The sequence below is a fragment of the Variovorax sp. LjRoot175 genome, from assembly GCF_964253805.1.
In the GTDB taxonomy this organism is placed as follows: Bacteria; Pseudomonadota; Gammaproteobacteria; order Burkholderiales; family Burkholderiaceae_C; genus Variovorax.
The window spans coordinates 2,752,623-2,769,142 of record NZ_CAXURY020000001.1; the positions used below are offsets into that span (position 1 = coordinate 2,752,623).

General features: G+C 69.0%; 16 protein-coding genes. All 16 read left to right on the forward strand.

Annotated features, from left to right (window positions below; translation table 11 throughout):
- The first annotated feature begins 34 nt into the window (after positions 1–34).
- The 16 genes from ACSQ89_RS13770 to ACSQ89_RS13845 all read left to right on the forward strand — a co-directional run bounded on the left by ACSQ89_RS13770 (position 35) and on the right by ACSQ89_RS13845 (position 16,460).
- On the forward strand, positions 35–1,126 hold the full coding sequence (locus ACSQ89_RS13770) for an LLM class flavin-dependent oxidoreductase (RefSeq protein WP_093111659.1): 1,092 nt from the start codon (positions 35–37) through the stop codon (positions 1,124–1,126).
- 18 nt (positions 1,127–1,144) lie between these two features.
- Positions 1,145–2,107: a flavin reductase gene (locus ACSQ89_RS13775; RefSeq protein ID WP_436290406.1), complete on the forward strand. Its 963-nt coding sequence runs from the start codon at positions 1,145–1,147 to the stop codon at positions 2,105–2,107.
- 20 nt (positions 2,108–2,127) lie between these two features.
- Positions 2,128–3,315 (forward strand): acyl-CoA dehydrogenase family protein, encoded by a 1,188-nt coding sequence (locus ACSQ89_RS13780; protein WP_436290405.1) that lies wholly within the window; start codon positions 2,128–2,130, stop codon positions 3,313–3,315.
- A gap of 9 nt (positions 3,316–3,324) precedes the next feature.
- Entirely contained in the window at positions 3,325–4,428 is a 1,104-nt protein-coding gene (locus tag ACSQ89_RS13785) for an acyl-CoA dehydrogenase family protein (protein ID WP_436290404.1), read from the forward strand.
- Positions 4,412–5,173, forward strand: a complete 762-nt coding sequence (locus ACSQ89_RS13790) for an enoyl-CoA hydratase/isomerase family protein (protein WP_436290403.1) — start codon at positions 4,412–4,414, stop codon at positions 5,171–5,173. Before ACSQ89_RS13785 ends, ACSQ89_RS13790 begins: the two co-directional genes overlap by 17 nt.
- Before the next feature lie 3 nt (positions 5,174–5,176).
- Positions 5,177–7,330: an acetate--CoA ligase family protein gene (locus ACSQ89_RS13795; protein ID WP_436290402.1), complete on the forward strand. Its 2,154-nt coding sequence runs from the start codon at positions 5,177–5,179 to the stop codon at positions 7,328–7,330.
- Complete coding sequence (locus ACSQ89_RS13800) at positions 7,327–8,085, forward strand: SDR family NAD(P)-dependent oxidoreductase (protein WP_093111671.1); 759 nt, start codon at positions 7,327–7,329, stop codon at positions 8,083–8,085. The genes ACSQ89_RS13795 and ACSQ89_RS13800 overlap by 4 nt, the downstream gene beginning before the upstream one ends.
- Complete coding sequence (locus ACSQ89_RS13805) at positions 8,082–8,462, forward strand: VOC family protein (protein ID WP_436290401.1); 381 nt, start codon at positions 8,082–8,084, stop codon at positions 8,460–8,462. The genes ACSQ89_RS13800 and ACSQ89_RS13805 overlap by 4 nt, the downstream gene beginning before the upstream one ends.
- Entirely contained in the window at positions 8,459–8,989 is a 531-nt protein-coding gene (locus ACSQ89_RS13810) for a nuclear transport factor 2 family protein (protein WP_093111676.1), read from the forward strand. Before ACSQ89_RS13805 ends, ACSQ89_RS13810 begins: the two co-directional genes overlap by 4 nt.
- A gap of 4 nt (positions 8,990–8,993) precedes the next feature.
- On the forward strand, positions 8,994–10,163 hold the full coding sequence (locus ACSQ89_RS13815; protein WP_436290400.1) for an acyl-CoA dehydrogenase family protein: 1,170 nt from the start codon (positions 8,994–8,996) through the stop codon (positions 10,161–10,163).
- 192 nt (positions 10,164–10,355) lie between these two features.
- A complete protein-coding gene (locus ACSQ89_RS13820; protein ID WP_436290550.1) occupies positions 10,356–11,411 on the forward strand; it encodes a beta-ribofuranosylaminobenzene 5'-phosphate synthase family protein in 1,056 nt (351 codons plus the stop codon).
- Between the two features lie 36 nt (positions 11,412–11,447).
- Positions 11,448–12,365, forward strand: coding sequence for an NAD(P)-dependent methylenetetrahydromethanopterin dehydrogenase (locus ACSQ89_RS13825; protein ID WP_436290399.1), 918 nt, complete (start codon positions 11,448–11,450; stop codon positions 12,363–12,365).
- Between the two features lie 14 nt (positions 12,366–12,379).
- Positions 12,380–13,531: an ATP-grasp domain-containing protein gene (locus ACSQ89_RS13830; RefSeq protein WP_436290398.1), complete on the forward strand. Its 1,152-nt coding sequence runs from the start codon at positions 12,380–12,382 to the stop codon at positions 13,529–13,531.
- Complete coding sequence (mch, locus tag ACSQ89_RS13835) at positions 13,528–14,535, forward strand: methenyltetrahydromethanopterin cyclohydrolase (RefSeq protein ID WP_436290397.1); 1,008 nt, start codon at positions 13,528–13,530, stop codon at positions 14,533–14,535. Before ACSQ89_RS13830 ends, mch begins: the two co-directional genes overlap by 4 nt.
- Before the next feature lie 51 nt (positions 14,536–14,586).
- A complete protein-coding gene (locus ACSQ89_RS13840; protein WP_436290396.1) occupies positions 14,587–15,522 on the forward strand; it encodes an ATP-grasp domain-containing protein in 936 nt (311 codons plus the stop codon).
- Positions 15,522–16,460 carry a triphosphoribosyl-dephospho-CoA synthase gene (locus ACSQ89_RS13845; RefSeq protein ID WP_436290395.1) on the forward strand — a complete coding sequence of 313 codons (939 nt, stop codon included), beginning with the start codon at positions 15,522–15,524 and terminating at the stop codon, positions 16,458–16,460. Before ACSQ89_RS13840 ends, ACSQ89_RS13845 begins: the two co-directional genes overlap by 1 nt.
- The last annotated feature ends 60 nt before the right edge of the window (positions 16,461–16,520 follow it).

Here is a 16,520-nt window from a genome sequence, read left to right on the forward strand (position 1 = left end):
GCTCCACGCAACCAAGCCAACCAGGAGCCTCGTCATGGATTTCGGAATCTTCATTCTGATGCAGCAGCGAAACAAGCACAAAACCTCTCACCAGATCCTGCGCGATGCCGTGGAGCAGACGCGGCTGGCGGACGAACTGGGCTTCGGCGGCGCCTGGTTCGCAGAACATCATTTCAGCAACTACGGCATGTGCTCGTCGCCGCTCACGATGATCGCGCACTGCGCCGCCGTCACCCGCAACATTCGCCTGGGCACCGGCATTGTCGTCGCACCGCTGTACACCCCAGCCCGCCTGATCGCCGACGTCGCGATGGTGGACCAGCTGTCCGACGGCCGCCTGAACCTGGGCATCGGCTCCGGCTACCAGCACTTCGAGTTCGAGCGCTTCGGCGTTTCGCTGGAGACCTCCAAGCAGCGCACGCTGGAGATGCTGGACATGCTGGAGCTGGGCCTGAAGGAGCCGAAGTTCGCCTACGACGGCCAGTTCTACCAGCAGCCCGAGAGCGCGATCAGCCAGCGCGCGGTGCAGCAGCCGATGCCGCCGTTGTGGGTGACCAGCGTGGACCCGACCTTCCTTGCCCGCGCCGTGCGTGGCGACCACCACGTGTTCGTCTCCGGCGGCGACGGCGGCGTGGAGAAGCTGCAGGCCACCCGCGCCCTGATCGACAAGGTGGCCCTGGGTGAAGGCAAGAACCCGGCCCAGGTGCCGGTCGGCGTGCTGCGCGCGGCCTACGCCAGCGAAAACAAGGCTGAAGTGGATCGCTACCTCGATTGCGCCCGCTACCAGCGCCGCGTGGCACTCAGCCTGAAGCGCCGCACGGCGCAGATCGCCGAGGACTACCAGGTGGCCGAGACGATGGCGGAAGGCGAGCCGACCCTGGACGAAATGCGTGCCCTGTTGCCCGTGGGCTCGGTGGACACGGTGATCGAGCGGGTGGTGCGCGAGATCCGCGCCATCAAGCCCGTGCACTACTGTTTCCAGACGCAGATGGGTGACTTCGACCACCCGACGATGCTGAAGCACCTGGAACTGTGGGCAAAGGTCATCATGCCCGCCGTGCAGCGCGAGATCGCCAACGACCCGCCGCACGTGGCCAAGCCTGCCACCGAGGCCGCCGCCGCCTGAGGCGCGCAGGCATACGCCATGAGTAGCACGACCTTGCACCGCGATGCCATCGAACCGACGCTGTTTCGACAGCTGCTCGGCTGCTTTCCGACGGGGGTGGCGATCATCACGACGCGTGCCGCCGACGGACGGCCCGCAGGCCTGACCTGCAATTCCTTCAGCTCGGTATCGCTGGAGCCGCCGCTGGTGCTGTTCAGTCTGCGCAAGGCAAGCAGCTTGCTGGGGGCGTTCGCCGAAGCCGATGCGTTCGCCATCAACATCCTGTCCGAGCGCCAGGATGCGCTGTCGAGTCGTTTTGCCTCGAGCAAGATCGCGGACAAGTTCGAGGGCGTGGCCTGGCGCTCGGGGCCTCTCGGAATGCCGATCATCGAAGACTGCCTGGCAAGCTTCGAGTGCAGCGTCCACGCCCGTCATGAGGCCGGCGACCACGACGTCTTCATCGGAGAAGTGAAGCACATGAGCGGAGGCCCCGCCGACCAGGCGCTGGTGTTCTACAAGGGCGCCTACATGATGCTGGCGGAGTCGCTTCGCACGCTGGTGATCCAGGGGCGGCTCGGCTCGGCCGATCTCGACGAAGCCTATCGCACGCTGTATGGGACGCTGCTGCGGCTGGCGTGCGAACGGGCCACCGAAGGCGAGATCGATGCGATCGAGGCCGCCGTCGACGGCATCGAGCGGCATCAGGCCACGGACTCGCTCGCGCAACGCATCGAGTCGGCCAGTCGCTTCTTCTCTGCCATCGCGGCAGCCGGGCACAACGAAGCCCTCATGCTCATGGCGCAGACGATGACCACCATCCTGCGCGAGCGCTTGACGCACGTGGTCCCGGTGCGGCTGCGGCCGGACTTGTTTCCGCTTCGGCGCAAGGTCGTGCTGTGCCTTCGGCAGCGTGACGCGGACGGGGCCGCTGCCGCTCTGGACGAGCTGATCACGAAGCTGCGCACGGGCGGCGACGTGGCCGCCGAGCCCAGCCGCTCATAGAAAACAGGACAGGAGACAACATGTCGAACACCGAAATCGCCGATGGCGAGGCGGATGCCTACGCCGCGTTCCGCCGCGAGCTGGAGGACTTTGCCCGCGGCGCCTGCCCGCCGGAGATCCGCGCCGTCGTCGCAGCGGGCCAGAAGGTCACCAAGCGCGAGTACATGGGGTGGCAGAAGATCCTCCATGAGAAGGGCTGGGGCGCGCCCAGCTGGCCGCGCGAATACGGCGGCACCGGCTGGGACATCAAGCAGCGGCTGATCTTCGAGGAGGTGATGGCCGAGGCCGATTGCCCGCCGCTGTACCACCACGGTCTGGGCCACATCGGCCCCGTCATCATCCGCTTCGGCACGGAGGAGCAGAAGGCGCGCTTCCTGCCGCGCATCCTGGACGGCTCCGACTGGTGGTGCCAGGGCTACTCGGAGCCGGGCTCGGGCTCGGACCTCGCCTCGCTCAGCACCAGCGCGCGGCTGGACGGCGCCGACTACGTGATCAACGGCCAGAAGATCTGGACCTCGCACGCGCACGAAGCCAACATGATCTACGTGCTGGTGCGCACCTCGAAGGAGGCGAAGAAGCAGGACGGCATCTCGCTGATCCTGGTGCCGATGGACAGCAAGGGCATCACGGTGCGCCCGATCCGCACCATCGACGGCTGGCACCATCTGAACGAGGTGTTCTTCGACGAGGTGCGTGTGCCCGCCGCCAACCTGATCGGCGAAGCCGGCAAGGGCTGGACCTGCGCCAAGTACCTGCTGGAACGCGAGCGCCTGCCGCCGGCGAATGTCGCGCGGCTGGAACTGGTGCGCCGGCAGGTCACGCGCGTGGTGGAAGAGGCTGCGAAGGCCGCCGTCGGGCGCCGGGATTTCAGCAACCTGCGCTACCGGTTGTTGCTCGCCGAAGCCGACGTCAAGGGTGCGCGCGTCATCCTGGCCAATGCGACGGACGACCTGAAGAACCAGCGTTCGCTCGGCGTGCAGCCTTCGGTGATCAAGCTGATGTGCAGCGACGTCGCCCAGCGCCTGACCTCCATCGCGCTCGATGCGGTCGGGCCGGAGGCGGCCCACCGCTTCCTCACCCATGACGGCGAGGGCGTGCCCGGCGCCACCTGGGTGCAGAACTACATGTTCACGAGGGCGAGAACGATTGCCGGCGGCACCTCCGAAGTGCAGCGCAACGTCGTCGCCAACGAATTGCTGGGAGCCTGAAAAGTGTCCATGTCATTCACGCCATTGTTTCCCGGCATGCTGCTCGATGCGGCCGACCGCTTCGCGCAGGACCACGCCGCGACACAGGACTTCGCCGAGACCGACCCGATCCGGGAAATGGGCTGGGCCTGTACGGTCGTGCCCGAAGAGTCCGGCGGCGTCGGCGGCACGCTGGCCGACCTTGCCTCCATCGTCGAAGGCCTCGCCACGCACGGGCTGCACTTGCCGGTGGTGGAGACCTGTGCCGTCGCGCCCATCCTGCTGCTGGGCGCGGCGCCCGAAGCTTCTGCGCGCTGGCTGGAAGCCGTGTGCGAGGGCAGCGCGAAGATCGCGCCGCTGACCGCGCTGTCCGCATCGCTGGACGACATCGCGGTGCAGGCGAAGCAGCTGGACATCGGCTGCGAGCTGACCGGCGTGGTCCAGGGCGTCGATGTGTCGCTGGCCGCCACGCACTATCTCGTGCCCGCGGTGCTGCAGGGGACGGGCGAGGCGGCAATCTTCCTGGTCGACAAGGAGCGCATCCCCGCGCCCACGACAACTTACCGGACGATGGAAGGGCGACGCGGCGCCGACTTCCGGCTGGAGCACCTGACGGAGCCGGCGCTGGCCTGCATCGCGCGCGGCGCCGAGGCTCAGCGCGCGCTGGTCCAGGCCGACAACGCGGCCCTCCTGCTGACGGCGACGGACACCGTGGCCGCGCTGGCCACGCTGATCCAGCAGACCGTGAACCACCTGAAGGAGCGGCGCCAGTTCGGCGTGACGCTGTCGTCCTTCCAGGTGCTCAGGCACCGCACGGCCGACATGTACGTGCGCTACCTCGGCGCCAAGGGCCTGCTGATGCACGCCTTCCAGGAATACGACAGCGACGCGGCTGACCTGCGCCGCACCCTGCGCCTGATGAAGGTGGCGCTGGCGGAAACCGCCCGCACCTGCGCTGAAAGCGCCATCCAGATGCATGGCGGCATGGGCGTGAGCGAGGAGGTCCTGGCCACGCGCCTCGCCCAGCGCCTGCTCGCCTCCGAATTCCGCTACGGCGACCGCCTCACGCATGCGGCGCGGCTGCTCGCGCCGCAACCAACCTTTCCAGGAGTTCACTATGAACGTCAGCCTTGAAGTTTCCGAGTACATCGCCGTCGTGCGGCTGAACAAGCCGCCGGTCAACGCACTGGACCGCGCGACGCGGCAGCGCCTGATCGATGTGTTCGACGAGGTCTCCGAACGCGCCGACATCCGCGTGGCCATCCTCACCGGCACGGGCAAGTATTTCTGCTCCGGCGCCGACCTGAAGGATCGGCCGGACCCGGAGAAGCCCGGCGACTTCCTCGGCCACAACCGCTTGACCCGCGAAACCGGCAATGCGATCCGCGAGTGCGCCAAGCCCGTGATCGCCGCCGTCAATGGTCCGGCGTTGGGCGCCGGCTTCGGCCTGATGGCCGCCTGCGACATCTTCCTGGCCTCCGAGGACGCGAGCTTCGCGATGCCGGAGATCAACGTGGGACTGGCCGGTGGGGTGTCGATGCTGCGAACCATGTTCGGCCGCTCCTTCACGCGTCGCATGTTCTTCACCGGCATGCGCGTGCCCGCCGCCGAGTTGTACCGCCGGGGCGTGCTGGACGAAGTGCTGCCGCCGGACGAGCTGCTGCCCGCGGCCCTGCGCCTCGCGCGGGAGATGGCATCCAAGAGCCCGCTTGCGCTGGCCTACGCCAAACAGGCCGCCAACATGATGGACCTGATGCCGCAGCGCGACGGCTACCGCTTCGAGCAGAACATCACCATGGCGCTGTCCAAGACCGACGACGCCAAGGAAGCGCGCCAGGCCTTCCTGGAAAAGCGCCAGCCTGTCTACAAGGGGCGCTGAGCCATGGCCGTCGTTGCAGTCGCGGAAGTCGTGGAAGTCGTGGAAGTGGGAAGGGGTCTGGACGCGCTGTTCCAGCCGCGTTCGATCGCGATCTTCGGCGCGTCGGAGGACGTGACCAAGATCGGCGGGCGGCCGCTGCAGTTCCTGCAGAAGTACGGCTACCGCGGCGCGATCTATCCGATCAACCGCAAGGGCGGCACGGTGCAGTCGCTTCAGGCCTATGCGAGCGTGGCGGACCTGCCGGAGGCACCGGAGTTGGCCGTGATGGCAGTTCCCCCCGAGAGCGTGCTGGAGGCCATCAAGGACTGCGCGAGGAGCGGGGTGCGCGCGGCGGTCATCCTCTCCTCCGGCTTCTCCGAGATGGGTGAAGCGGGCAGCCGGCTGCAGGCCGAGATCGGCAAGGTGGCCAGGTTGTCAGGCATGCGCGTGGTCGGCCCGAACTGCCTGGGCTCCATTGGCGTCGCGGAAAAGAGCATCGCCACTTTTTCGGTGGCGCTCGAGTCGGCGTTCCCCACCGCGGGCCACGTCGGCATCGTGTCGCAGAGCGGCAACCTCGGCAGCTACACGATGCGGCTCGCTGTCGATCGCGGCATCGGCATCAGCCGCCTGCTCACCACAGGCAACGAATGCGACGTGGACATCGCCGACGGCATCGCCTCGCTGGCCACCGACCCGGCCACCTCGGTGATCCTGTGCTGCATGGAAACCTGCCGCAACGCGGGCAAGCTGGTGCGGGCGCTGGCGATGGCGCGCGAGGCCGGCAAGCCGATCATCGTGCTGAAGGTCGGCGTGTCCCACGCCGGCAGCGAAGCGGCTGCCTCGCACACCGGCGCGCTGGCCGGTTCGGACGCGGTGTTCGACGTGGTGCTGCGCAACGGCGGCGCCATCCGGGTGCCGAGCATCGAACAGTTCTTGGACGTTGGCCACGCCGTCTCGGTGGTTGGCACTGCCCGCGCGCCGAAGGGCAAGCGCGCCGCGCTGGTGACGGCCTCCGGCGGCTTCGGAGTGCTGATGGCCGATGCGGCCAGCGCCCAGGGCCTGGATCTGCCGAAGCTTTCCGCGCGCGCGCAGGAGCGCATCCTCTCGGCGCTGCCGTACGCATCGCCCGGCAATCCGGTCGACATGACCGCGCAGGTGTCGAGCCGGCCGGAGTTGCTGGTCCAGGTGCTGTCCGCGGTGGCGGAAGACCCCGTGTGCGATGCGGTGATCCTGCAGTCCGCCTATGCCTTCCAGATGCCGCGGCTGCGCGACGTGTACATCGCCGCGCTGGAGCAGGTGCGGCTAGACCATCCGTCGCGGCTCATCCTGCTGTGCTGCAAAGCGCCGCGCGACACGATCGCGCAACTGAACCGGATGGGCTTCCCCACGGTGGAAACCATCGACGCGGCCTGCTCGACCCTGGCGGCGCTGGTGCGGCTCGGTACGCGGGGCGAACAGGCCGCGACGGCAGCGACGTTGTCTTCGACCGATGCGCTGCCGCAAGAAGCATTCGCCAACGAGGCGAGCGCCAAGGCGGCGCTCGCGCAGGCGGGCGTTCCCGTGCTGAAGGAAGTCACGGCAGCCAGCCGGGATGCGGCGCTGACGGCGGCGCGCGAAATCGGATTTCCGGTTGTGCTCAAGATCGTCTCGCCCGACATTCCGCACAAGACCGAGGTCGGCGGCGTCGTGGTCGGCGTGCGCTCGGAGGCGCAACTCGCGACCGAGTACGACAGCCTGCTGGCGCGCGTCGCGCAGAAGGCGCCAGAAGCCCGGATCGCCGGCGTGCTGGTGGCGCAGATGGCGCAGGGCGGCATCGAACTGATCCTCGGGACCAAGAAGGACCCGGTCTTCGGGCCGGTCGTGATGGTGGGCCTGGGCGGAATCTTTGCCGAGGTGCTGCGTGACGTGGCTCTGCAGATCGCGCCCGTGACCGAACAGCAGGCGACGCAGATGCTGCGCTCGCTCAGGGCCTTCCCCTTGCTCGACGGCGCGCGCGGCCGGGCAAAGGCGGACGTGGCGGCGGCGGCGCGCGCCGTCGCGGCGCTCTCGCAATTCGCTGCGCAGCACGCCGATGTCGTCGCGGAGATCGACATCAATCCATTGGTGGTGATGGACCAGGGGCAGGGCGCGTTCGCGCTCGATGCGCTGCTGGTGCCGGATACGAAAGGCAATCCATGAATCCCTCTCTCGAAGGCCGCGTGGCATTTATCAGCGGCGCCGGCCACGGCATCGGCCGGGCCACCGCGCTGACCATGGCCCGGCTCGGCGCCACCGTCGGCGTCAACGACCTCAAGCAGGAATTCGTCGAAGAAACCGTTGCCGAGATTCATCGGCTGGGCGGCAAGGCGATGCCCCTGGCGCAGGATGTCTCCACCCGCGACGGCATGCGCGAAGCCGTGCTGCGCTTCGCGCGTGACGCAGGGCGGCTCGACGTGATGGTCAACAACGCCGCCTGGGTGCGCTACCAGCCGCTGGCGGAGATCACGCCCGAGGTGATGGACCGCATGGTCGACATCGGCTTCAAGTCGGTGATCTGGGGCATCCAGGCCGCCGCCGAGGCGATGGACCCGGAGCGCGGCGGCTCCATCATCAATGTGGCGTCCATCGCTGCCTTCAAGTCGCCGGCCCGGTCGGTGGTGTACAGCGGCCTCAAGGCCGGCGTGCTCGGGATCACCCGGGCCGCGGCCGCCGACCTGGGCGCGCGCGGCATCCGCGTCAATGCGGTCGCGCCGGGTGCGGTGCCGACCGAAGGCACGGCGAAGCACCGCAACGCGGAACTCGATGCGAAGCGCATCGCGCGCACGCCGCTCGGCCGGCTCGGCACGGTGGAAGACATCGCCGACGCGATCTGCTTCCTGGCCGGGGACGGCTCCCGGTTCATCAGCGCGGATGTGCTGCGCCTCGACGGCGGCGCGTCGGAGACTTCGCTGTGAGCGCGACGGACAGCGCTCCCAAACGGCTGCAGAACGTGTACGTGGTGGCGCAGCGGCCGGTCGAACTGCATTCCTTCTACGAATCCGCGCTGGGGCTCAAGCTCAAGTTCCGGGACAAGGACCGCTGGTTCCAGTACGGCGTGGGCAACACCAGTGTGGCCGTGGCGTGCAAGGATGAAGCGGCGCCGGCGAGGTCCGGGCTCGTGATGGTGTTCGAGGTGGAGGACTTCGCCGGTGCCGAGGAACGCATCGCCGGCGCGGGCGGCCAGGTGCTCGGCATCCGTGACATGGGGGCGCACGGTGCGGTGATGTCGCTGCGCGACCCCGAAGGCAACGTCGTGCAGCTGTTCAAGCGCGCGGCCACCCCGGCGCAATGAGCTCCGCTGCGCAGCTGCAGGCCCTGCTCGATCGCGAGGCGATCCGGGAGTGCCTCAATCGCTACTGCCGCGGCATCGACCGTGCCGACGAGGCGGCGCTGCGATCCGCCTACTGGGAGGACGCCACGGATTGCCACGGCGCCTGGAACGGCAGCGCCACGGGTTTCATCGATCAGGCCTTGCAACGCCTGCGCCTGGGCGGCCGGCGCGTGCACCAGGTGAGCAATGTCTCCATCGAGCTGCATGATGGTGTCGCTGCGGTGGAGAGCTATTTTCTTGCGCTGCAGGCTCCTGCCGGGAACTCCAAGCAGACCTTCTTGTGCGGACGCTACGTCGACCGCTTCGAACGCCGGCACGGCGAGTGGCGGATCGCCGCCAGGACGGTCGTGTACGACTGGATCGAGGAGCGCGAGCGCCCGGAGCTCGCGCTTGCCGATGAGGCCCTGTTCGGTGTGCGACAGCCGGTGGGTTGCGCAGCGCCCGGGGATTCGGTGTACGCGCTGCTGCGGGAAGTCCGCGTCGGATAGACACGTGATCCGTAACCCGGAAAAATTCTCGGCCCTGCTCGCCGAAGTTCGGCAGTTCGTCCGCGCCGAGTGCCTGCCCCTCGAGGAGGAGGTCGACCGCAACGACGAGATCCCCGAGGCGCTGGTGCAGCGCATGCGCGAGATCGGGCTGTTCGGCCACAGCATCCCCGAGGCCTATGGCGGCGCCGGCCTGAGCACGGAGGAGTTGTCGCTGGTGAACATCGAGGTCTCGCAGGTGGCGACCACGTTCCGGGCGCGCTTCGGCGGCAACACCGGCATCGCGTCGGAGTCCATCGTGGTCGACGGGACGCCCGGGCAGACGAAGACCTACCTGCCGCGGCTGGCCAGCGGCGAGATGACCGGCTGCTTCGCGTTGACCGAGTCGGAAGCCGGCTCCGACGCGACGGCACAGAAGACGGTCGCGGTGCGCGACGGCGACAGCTTCCTGATCACCGGGAAGAAATGCTTCATCACCAACGCACCGATCGCCAACCTGTTCACCGTCTTCGCCAGGACGGACCCGGACGCGAAAGGCGCCAAGGGCATCACCGCATTCCTCGTCGAGCGGGGCACACCGGGCTTGTCGACTTCGGCGCCCTATCGCAAGCTGGGCCAGCATGGCTCCCCGGTGGGCGAGGTCGTGCTGGACCGGGTCAGGGTTGCAGCCTCCGCCATCGTCGGCGGCATCGAAGGGCAGGGCTTCCGCACCGCCATGAAGACGCTGAACAAGCAGCGCATCAACCTGGCCGCCCTGTGCACCGGCCCCGCGATCCGGCTCGTCGAGGAAATGGCGAAGCACGCGCAATCACGCCACCAGTTCGGGCAGCCGATCGGCGAGTTCCAGCTGGTGCAGCAGATGATCGCCGAGAGCAACACGGAGGTGCATGCGGCGCGTGCACTGGTGCTCGAGACCGCACGCAAGCGAGACGACGGCGCCGACGTCACGATGGAAGCGTCCATGTGCAAACTGTTCGCCTCCGAGATGTGCGGCCGTGTCGCAGATCGGGCCGTGCAGGTTTTCGGTGGCAGCGGCTACATGGCCGGCAATGTGGCTGAGCGCTTCTACCGCGATGTGCGCCTGTTCCGGCTCTACGAGGGAACGAGTCAGATCCACCTCGTCAACATTGCCAAGCGAACCATCGCACTGGCCGCACAGGACGCGGTTGGGTCATGAACTACCAGGTCGGGCCTGAAAGGGAGCTTCGTCGCCGCTGCTACCGCAGCGTGTGACACATTGTTCCAGTCCTGGGACATCAGCGGCGCGCACCACGAGCCAAGGCGCGGTGTGGCCCTGTGGGCGCGCCGGCGGAACGGCCCTTGCTTTGACAAGCAGGTCCAACCTTCGTTTCGTCGCACGACACCGCCCATGACCCCACCCGACACCGCCCTTGCTTCCAGGCCCCACCTGAGCGTGCGCACGGTGTGCGTGGACGCGCCCGGGCGGCTGCATCTGGGCTTTCTCGATCCCGCCGGCTCGCTGGGGCGCGCGTTCGGCAGCCTTGGGCTGGTGATCGATGGCTTCACGACCGAGGTCGAGCTGGCAGCGGCGGCCTCGGACCGCATGACGGGGGATACGCCGGCCGCGCAAGCGGAACTCGATCGCGCCGGCGCCTTCCTGCAGTTGCTGCGCCAGCGCAGCGGCCGCCATGCGCCGCTGTCCCTGCGGCTGCGGCAGGTGTTGCCGCCTCACGCGGGCTTCGGCTCCGGCACACAGCTCGCGTGCGCCATCGGTCGGGCCTTCGCGCACTGGCATGGCCTGGATCTGAACACCGCCACGCTGGCGCAATGGCTCGGCCGCGGCCTGCGATCGGGCGTCGGGATCGCGGGCTTCGACGCCGGAGGCTTGCTCGTCGATGGCGGCCCCGGCACGGACGGCCTGCCCGCGCCGCTGCTGTCGCGCGTTGCCTTCCCCGAGGCGTGGCGCATCGTCGTGGCCCAGGACCCCTCGCATCGGGGCCTGTCGGGCAGCGCGGAAAAGAAGGCCATTGCCGCCTTGCCGCCCTTGCCGCAGGCCAGCGCCGCCGACATCTGCCACCAGGTCCTGATGCGCATCCTGCCGGGGGCGGCGAGCGCGGAATTCGCGCCGTTCGCCGCAGGCATTCGCCGGATGCAGCAGCTGCTCGGCGAGCACTTCGCGCCGGCGCAGGGCGGTGCCTTTACGAGCCCGGCGGTCGGCCGGCTGATGCAGTGGATCGCCGAGGCGAGCCGCGATGCGAAGGCCGGGCCGTCGGCCGCGATCGGTCAAAGCTCGTGGGGTCCCACGGGTTTCGCCATCCTGCCTTCGCAAGCGCGCGCCGAAGCGCTGGTCGAAGCCGCGCAGGCAGCCGGTCAGGTCGACGCCCATCTGAAGCTGCGCATCGTGTCCGGCCGCAACCACGCGGCGATGGTGTGCGAAGTCAGCTCGGACCCGCGCATCGATTGAACACGCCGCAGACAACCATCCACACCGAAAGCTCCCATGGAACGTCCCCGCATCCTCCACATGTTCACGCCCGGCCGCCAGATGAGTCCCTTCGACATCAACATGGCGGCGGATGCGGGTTATCAGATCATCGTGCCCTACTGCGAGGTGGACCTCGATCGCATCACTGCACTGACGCAGGACACCATCTTTTCGCGCGGGCCGAAGGGCGTCGCACGCACCGGCATCTTCATCGGCGGACGCGATGCGCAGCTGGCCGCCGACATGCTCGAGCGCGCGAGGACCTCGATGGTCAAGCCCTTCGTCGTCTCGCTGATGGCCGACCCGAGCGGCGCCTACACCACCGCCGCGGCCATGGTGGCCTGTGTCGAGGCCGCTTTGAAGCGCCACCAGCCCCAAGGTCTGGAAGGCCAGCGCGTGGTGATTCTGGGCGGCACGGGCCCGGTAGGCCGCGTGGCCGGCGTGATCGCCGCGCAGGCCGGCGCCGAGGTCTTTCTGTCCAGCCGCAACGGCATCGACGCGGCTGAGGAAGCCGCTCAGGAAACCGGGCGGCGCTTCGGCGTGACCTTGCACGGCCTGTCCGGCGGAGACCCGGCCGCGGTGCGCAGTTCCATCGCCGAGGCGGATGTGCTGCTGGCCTGCGCGGCGGCCGGCGTCCAGGTGGTGTCGATCGAGGCGCTCGGCGCCGCCACCCGGCTCAAGGTCGCGGCCGACGTGAATGCCGTGCCGCCCGAAGGCATCGCCGGCGTCGGTGTGATGGACGACGCCAAGCCATTGGCCGGCACGCAGGCCGTCGGCATCGGCGCGCTGGCGGTGGGCAACGTCAAGTACCAGACGCAGCATCGTTTGCTGGTGCAGATGTGCGAGGCCGAGAAGGCGCAGGTGCTGAGCTTCCCCGAGGCCTTCGCGGTTGCCCGCGCCTTCCTGGCCGAGCAGGCCGGCAAGACGGCGTGAGGCGCGCTCGCGCGATGCGCACGCTCGCAGTCGCCGCAATCTCCGCGCGTGCCATGGCCGAGGCGGCAGCGCACGACGGCTTCGACGTGGTCGCGCTCGACCTGTTCGGCGATGTCGACACGCGGCGCGCGGCCTCGCGCTGGCTGCCGATCGGCGCGCCTGGAAGCCTCCATATCGATGGCGTGCGGGTCTTGGCCGCATTGCGCGAGCTGGCGCGCGAACGTGAAGGCGGGGGGCCGGTCGTGGGATGGGTGGCGGGCAGCGGTTTCGAGGGGGAGCCCGCGTTGCTCGAACAGGGAGCGGCCGTACTGCCGTTGATCGGCACTGCAGCGGCCGCGGTGCGCCGCCTGCGCGATCCGGTGATGTTCTTCGGCTTTCTCGCGGCCGAGCGCATGCCGCATCCGCAGGTGAGCTTCGAGCCTCCCGAGAATCCTGCAGGGTGGTTGATGAAGGATGCACATGGCTGCGGCGGCTGGCATGTTCGCCGCGCGCCCTGGCCGAAGGACGAGCGGCCCAGCGCGCACCGCTATTACCAGCGCGAGATGCCGGGGCTGCCGATGTCGGCCACCTTCATCGCCAATGGACGCGATGTCCATGTGCTCGGCTTCAACGAACTGAGCGTGCGCAGTTTCGGCGCGCGGCCTTTTGTTTTTTGCGGCGCGGTCGGCCCGGTCCCCGTAGCGGCCGACATGGCGCGCCGCGTCACGGCCATCGCGCTGGCGCTCACCGCGGAGTTCGAGCTCTGCGGCCTGTGCAGTCTCGACTTCATGCGCGACGGCGACGCCATCGGCGTGCTGGAAGTCAATCCGAGGCCGCCGGCGAGCATGAGCCTCTACCGTCGGCCGGCCGGCTCGCCGGGCCTGATGCAGGCGCACTTGCGCGCCTGCCTGGACGGGGAGTTGCCGCCGGCAACGCCCTTGCCTGCGCAAGATGTCGAAGGCATGGAGATCGTGTTCGCGCCGCGAGCCCTGCAGCTCGACGCGCCGGCAGCGCAGCGGCTCGCCGCATGGCCCGGCATCCGCGACCTCCCCGATGCCGGCCAGCGCTTCGGCATCGACGACCCCGTGTGCACCCTGACGGCGAGCGCAAGCAGCGCCCAGCAGGTTCGCACGCGCTTGAACGAAGGCCGCGAGCGGCTGCTGCAATCACTGGAGACCTTGGCATGAGCAACACTTCCTCGCCGGCGGCGGCCGCGGGCCTGAGCGTCAACCTGTTGGCACAGCCATTGGTCGAACGCCTGCTGGCCGATGCCGATGCGCTGGGCCTGCATGTGCGCCGCGACGACACCGGGGTCCACATCGTCGATGCCGGCATCGAGGCGCGCGGCAGCGTGGCTGCCGGGCTGCGGATCGGCGAGATCTGCATGGGTGGACTGGGGCATGCGCACCTGCGCAGCGGCGGCAGCGCCGAAGGCTGGCCGACCTGGCTCGACGTGCGCAGTTCGCAGCCGGTACTGGCGTGCCTGGGCAGCCAGTACGCGGGCTGGAGCCTGTCGGCGACCAAGGAGGAGACCGGCGGCAAGAAGTTCTTCTCGCTCGGCTCCGGTCCGGCGCGCGCGCTGGCGGTCAAGGAAAAACTCTTCGCCGAGCTGGGCTACCGCGATCGCGCGGACTTCGGCGTGCTCGTGCTGGAAGTCGATCGCACGCCGCCGAAGATCGTGGTCGACAAGCTGCTGCGCGACTGCGACCTGCCCGCGCAGGCGCTGACGCTGATCCTCACGCCCACCACCAGTCTCGCGGGCACCACGCAGGTGGTGGCGCGCGTGCTCGAAGTGGCGCTGCACAAGGCGCACGAACTGGGCTATGCGCTGGCGGACATCGTCGATGGCGACGCCAGCGCTCCGCTGCCGTCGCCCAGCAGCGATGGCGTCGAGGCCATGGGGCGCACCAACGACGCGATCCTGTACGGCGGCCGCGTGCATCTGACGGTGCGCGGCGACGACGACGCGGCCCGCGCGCTGGCCCGTGCGCTGCCCTCGCGCAACTCGCGCGACTACGGGCGTTCGTTCGCGGAGATCTTCAAGGAGGTGGCGTACGACTTCTACAAGATCGATGGCGCGCTGTTCGCCCCGGCCGAGGTATGGGTCAGCAATCTCGACAGCGGCAACACCTGGCACGGCGGAGCGTCCGACATGGCGCTGCTGCAGCGCCTGTGGCTGCAGGAGGCCTGAAATGATGGATCGCATGCGCGGGGTGAGTCCATGACCATTCGCGTGGTCATCATGAGTGACGAAATCGGTTGGCACACGCGCCAGCTGCAAGCCGCGCTGCGCACGCGCGGTGCGGTAGGGCGCTGCGTCGACCTGGCGGCCTGCCAGATCGACACCACTGCGGCATGGCATGGCCTGGTCATTCCCGGCTACGGGCGCGAACTGCCCGACGCGGTCCTGGTCCGGGGCATTGCCGGCGGCAGTTTCGAGCAGGTCACGAAGCGCCTTGGCGTGCTGCACGCGCTGCGCGAGCTGGGCGTGCCGGTCTACAACGATGCCCGCGCGATCGAGCGTTCGGTGGACAAGTCGATGACCAGCCTGCTGCTGCATGCCGCGCGCATTCCGGCCCCCGCCACCTGGGCGACGGAATCGGCGGCCCAGGCCCGGCGCATTGCGATGCGCGAGACGGCTGCGGGCCATGCGCTGGTGCTCAAGCCCTTGTTCGGCTCGCAGGGCAAGGACCTGCAGCTGGTGGGCGAGGTCGACGGCGTGCATCACCCGATGCCCGACACCGACGCACGTTACGCGGGCTTGGCATATCTGCAGCGCTTCGTGCCGCCGGTGGCTGCGCCGGGCTTCGACTGGCGCGTGCTGGTGGTGGGCGGGCGCGCGCTGACCGCGATGCGGCGCGTGAGCGCGCACTGGGTCCACAACGTGGCCCAGGGTGCGCGCTGCGAGCCTGCCGAACTGGAGCAGCCGCTCGCGCAGTTGGCCGAACGCGCCGCGCTCGCGCTGGACATGGACTACGCGGGCGTGGACCTTATCGCAGCGGCGAGCGGGCCGCCGATCCAGGTGCTGGAAGTCAATGGCGTCGCTGCCTGGCAGGGGCTGCAGCGCGTGACGGCTTTCAACATCGCCGGGGCCATCGTCGACGACTTGCTGGACCGCAAGATGGCGCAGGCGCGCCGCCGCCTGGAGGAGGGCGCGGCTCCGGAGCGCCGCGCCTGATGAGCGCGCAGCAGGGGGCGATCGAAAGGGCCCGGGCCTGCTTCCTGCGGGCCTGCTGGCTCGACGTCGCGGTGCGCAAGCCGGGCAACGTCAGCCTCGTCTCTCCGGGGCACGGCATGCAGGCCTCGATGTTCATCGCCAGCGCGCAAGCGGCGGCGGGCGCGCTGTTCGAACCCGGCTTATGTGTGGGCGGGCGCATCGAGCGCGCCGTGGCCGCGACTTGGGCGGTCGCCGGATGCAACACCAACCTCGGCATCCTGCTGCTGTGCGCGCCGATCGCGCTGGCCATGGAGCGCCACCCCGGCGCCACGACCTGTGCGGCCTTGCATGCTGCGGTCGAGTCCGTGCTGGCCGCGCTCGACATCGATGATGCACGCGCGGCCTATCGCGCGATTGCGCGGGCGCGCCCCGGCGGCCTGGGAAACGCCCCGGCGGAGGATGTGCACGACGATCCGAGCATCGACCTGCGTGCTGCGATGGCGCTGGCTGCGGAGCGCGATCTCATCGCGCGGCAGTACCGCGACGGCTTTGCGGATCTGTTTGCACTGGCCTTCCAGGCGCCGGTCCACGGCATGACTTGCGGCGAAGGGCCGGTCGACGGCGAGGCGCCGCCCGATGCCGCCACTGTGGCTTCCGTCCAACGGCTTTACCTGGCTTGCCTGAGCGGCTTTGCGGATTCACACATTGTGCGAAATCACGGCGAGCGCGTGGCACAGACTGTCATGACGGCGGCGCAGGCCTGGCGTGAGCGCGAGCGCGCAGGCGCCGTGCTCGATGCCGAGCGCGACTTCGCCGGTTGGGATCTGTCACTGAAGGCCGCACGCATCAACCCGGGGACGAGCGCCGATTTCACGGTGGCGGCGCTGCTGCTTGCGGGCTGGATCGGCTCGTGCCCGACGCCCGCGCGCGAAGCAGCGAACGGATGGCACGGATCGTGATACCCATGACATTGCGCTGGTCATCCTGGCCGGTGTCGTAACGACCGTATCACCTTAGAG

Excerpts from the sequence above, each read along its gene's own strand:
- ACSQ89_RS13795 (WP_436290402.1), top strand. The coding sequence starts at position 5,177 with ATGGCCGTCGTTGCAGTCGCGGAAGTCGTGGAAGTCGTGGAAGTGGGA.
- ACSQ89_RS13790 (WP_436290403.1), top strand. The coding sequence starts at position 4,412 with ATGAACGTCAGCCTTGAAGTTTCCGAGTACATCGCCGTCGTGCGGCTG.
- ACSQ89_RS13840 (WP_436290396.1), top strand. The coding sequence starts at position 14,587 with ATGAGTGACGAAATCGGTTGGCACACGCGCCAGCTGCAAGCCGCGCTG.
- ACSQ89_RS13825 (WP_436290399.1), top strand. The coding sequence starts at position 11,448 with ATGGAACGTCCCCGCATCCTCCACATGTTCACGCCCGGCCGCCAGATG.
- ACSQ89_RS13780 (WP_436290405.1), top strand. The coding sequence starts at position 2,128 with ATGTCGAACACCGAAATCGCCGATGGCGAGGCGGATGCCTACGCCGCG.
- mch (WP_436290397.1), top strand. The coding sequence starts at position 13,528 with ATGAGCAACACTTCCTCGCCGGCGGCGGCCGCGGGCCTGAGCGTCAAC.
- ACSQ89_RS13830 (WP_436290398.1), top strand. The coding sequence starts at position 12,380 with ATGCGCACGCTCGCAGTCGCCGCAATCTCCGCGCGTGCCATGGCCGAG.
- ACSQ89_RS13810 (WP_093111676.1), top strand. The coding sequence starts at position 8,459 with ATGAGCTCCGCTGCGCAGCTGCAGGCCCTGCTCGATCGCGAGGCGATC.
- ACSQ89_RS13770 (WP_093111659.1), top strand. The coding sequence starts at position 35 with ATGGATTTCGGAATCTTCATTCTGATGCAGCAGCGAAACAAGCACAAA.
- ACSQ89_RS13820 (WP_436290550.1), top strand. The coding sequence starts at position 10,356 with ATGACCCCACCCGACACCGCCCTTGCTTCCAGGCCCCACCTGAGCGTG.
- ACSQ89_RS13845 (WP_436290395.1), top strand. The coding sequence starts at position 15,522 with ATGAGCGCGCAGCAGGGGGCGATCGAAAGGGCCCGGGCCTGCTTCCTG.
- ACSQ89_RS13785 (WP_436290404.1), top strand. The coding sequence starts at position 3,325 with ATGTCATTCACGCCATTGTTTCCCGGCATGCTGCTCGATGCGGCCGAC.
- ACSQ89_RS13775 (WP_436290406.1), top strand. The coding sequence starts at position 1,145 with ATGAGTAGCACGACCTTGCACCGCGATGCCATCGAACCGACGCTGTTT.
- ACSQ89_RS13800 (WP_093111671.1), top strand. The coding sequence starts at position 7,327 with ATGAATCCCTCTCTCGAAGGCCGCGTGGCATTTATCAGCGGCGCCGGC.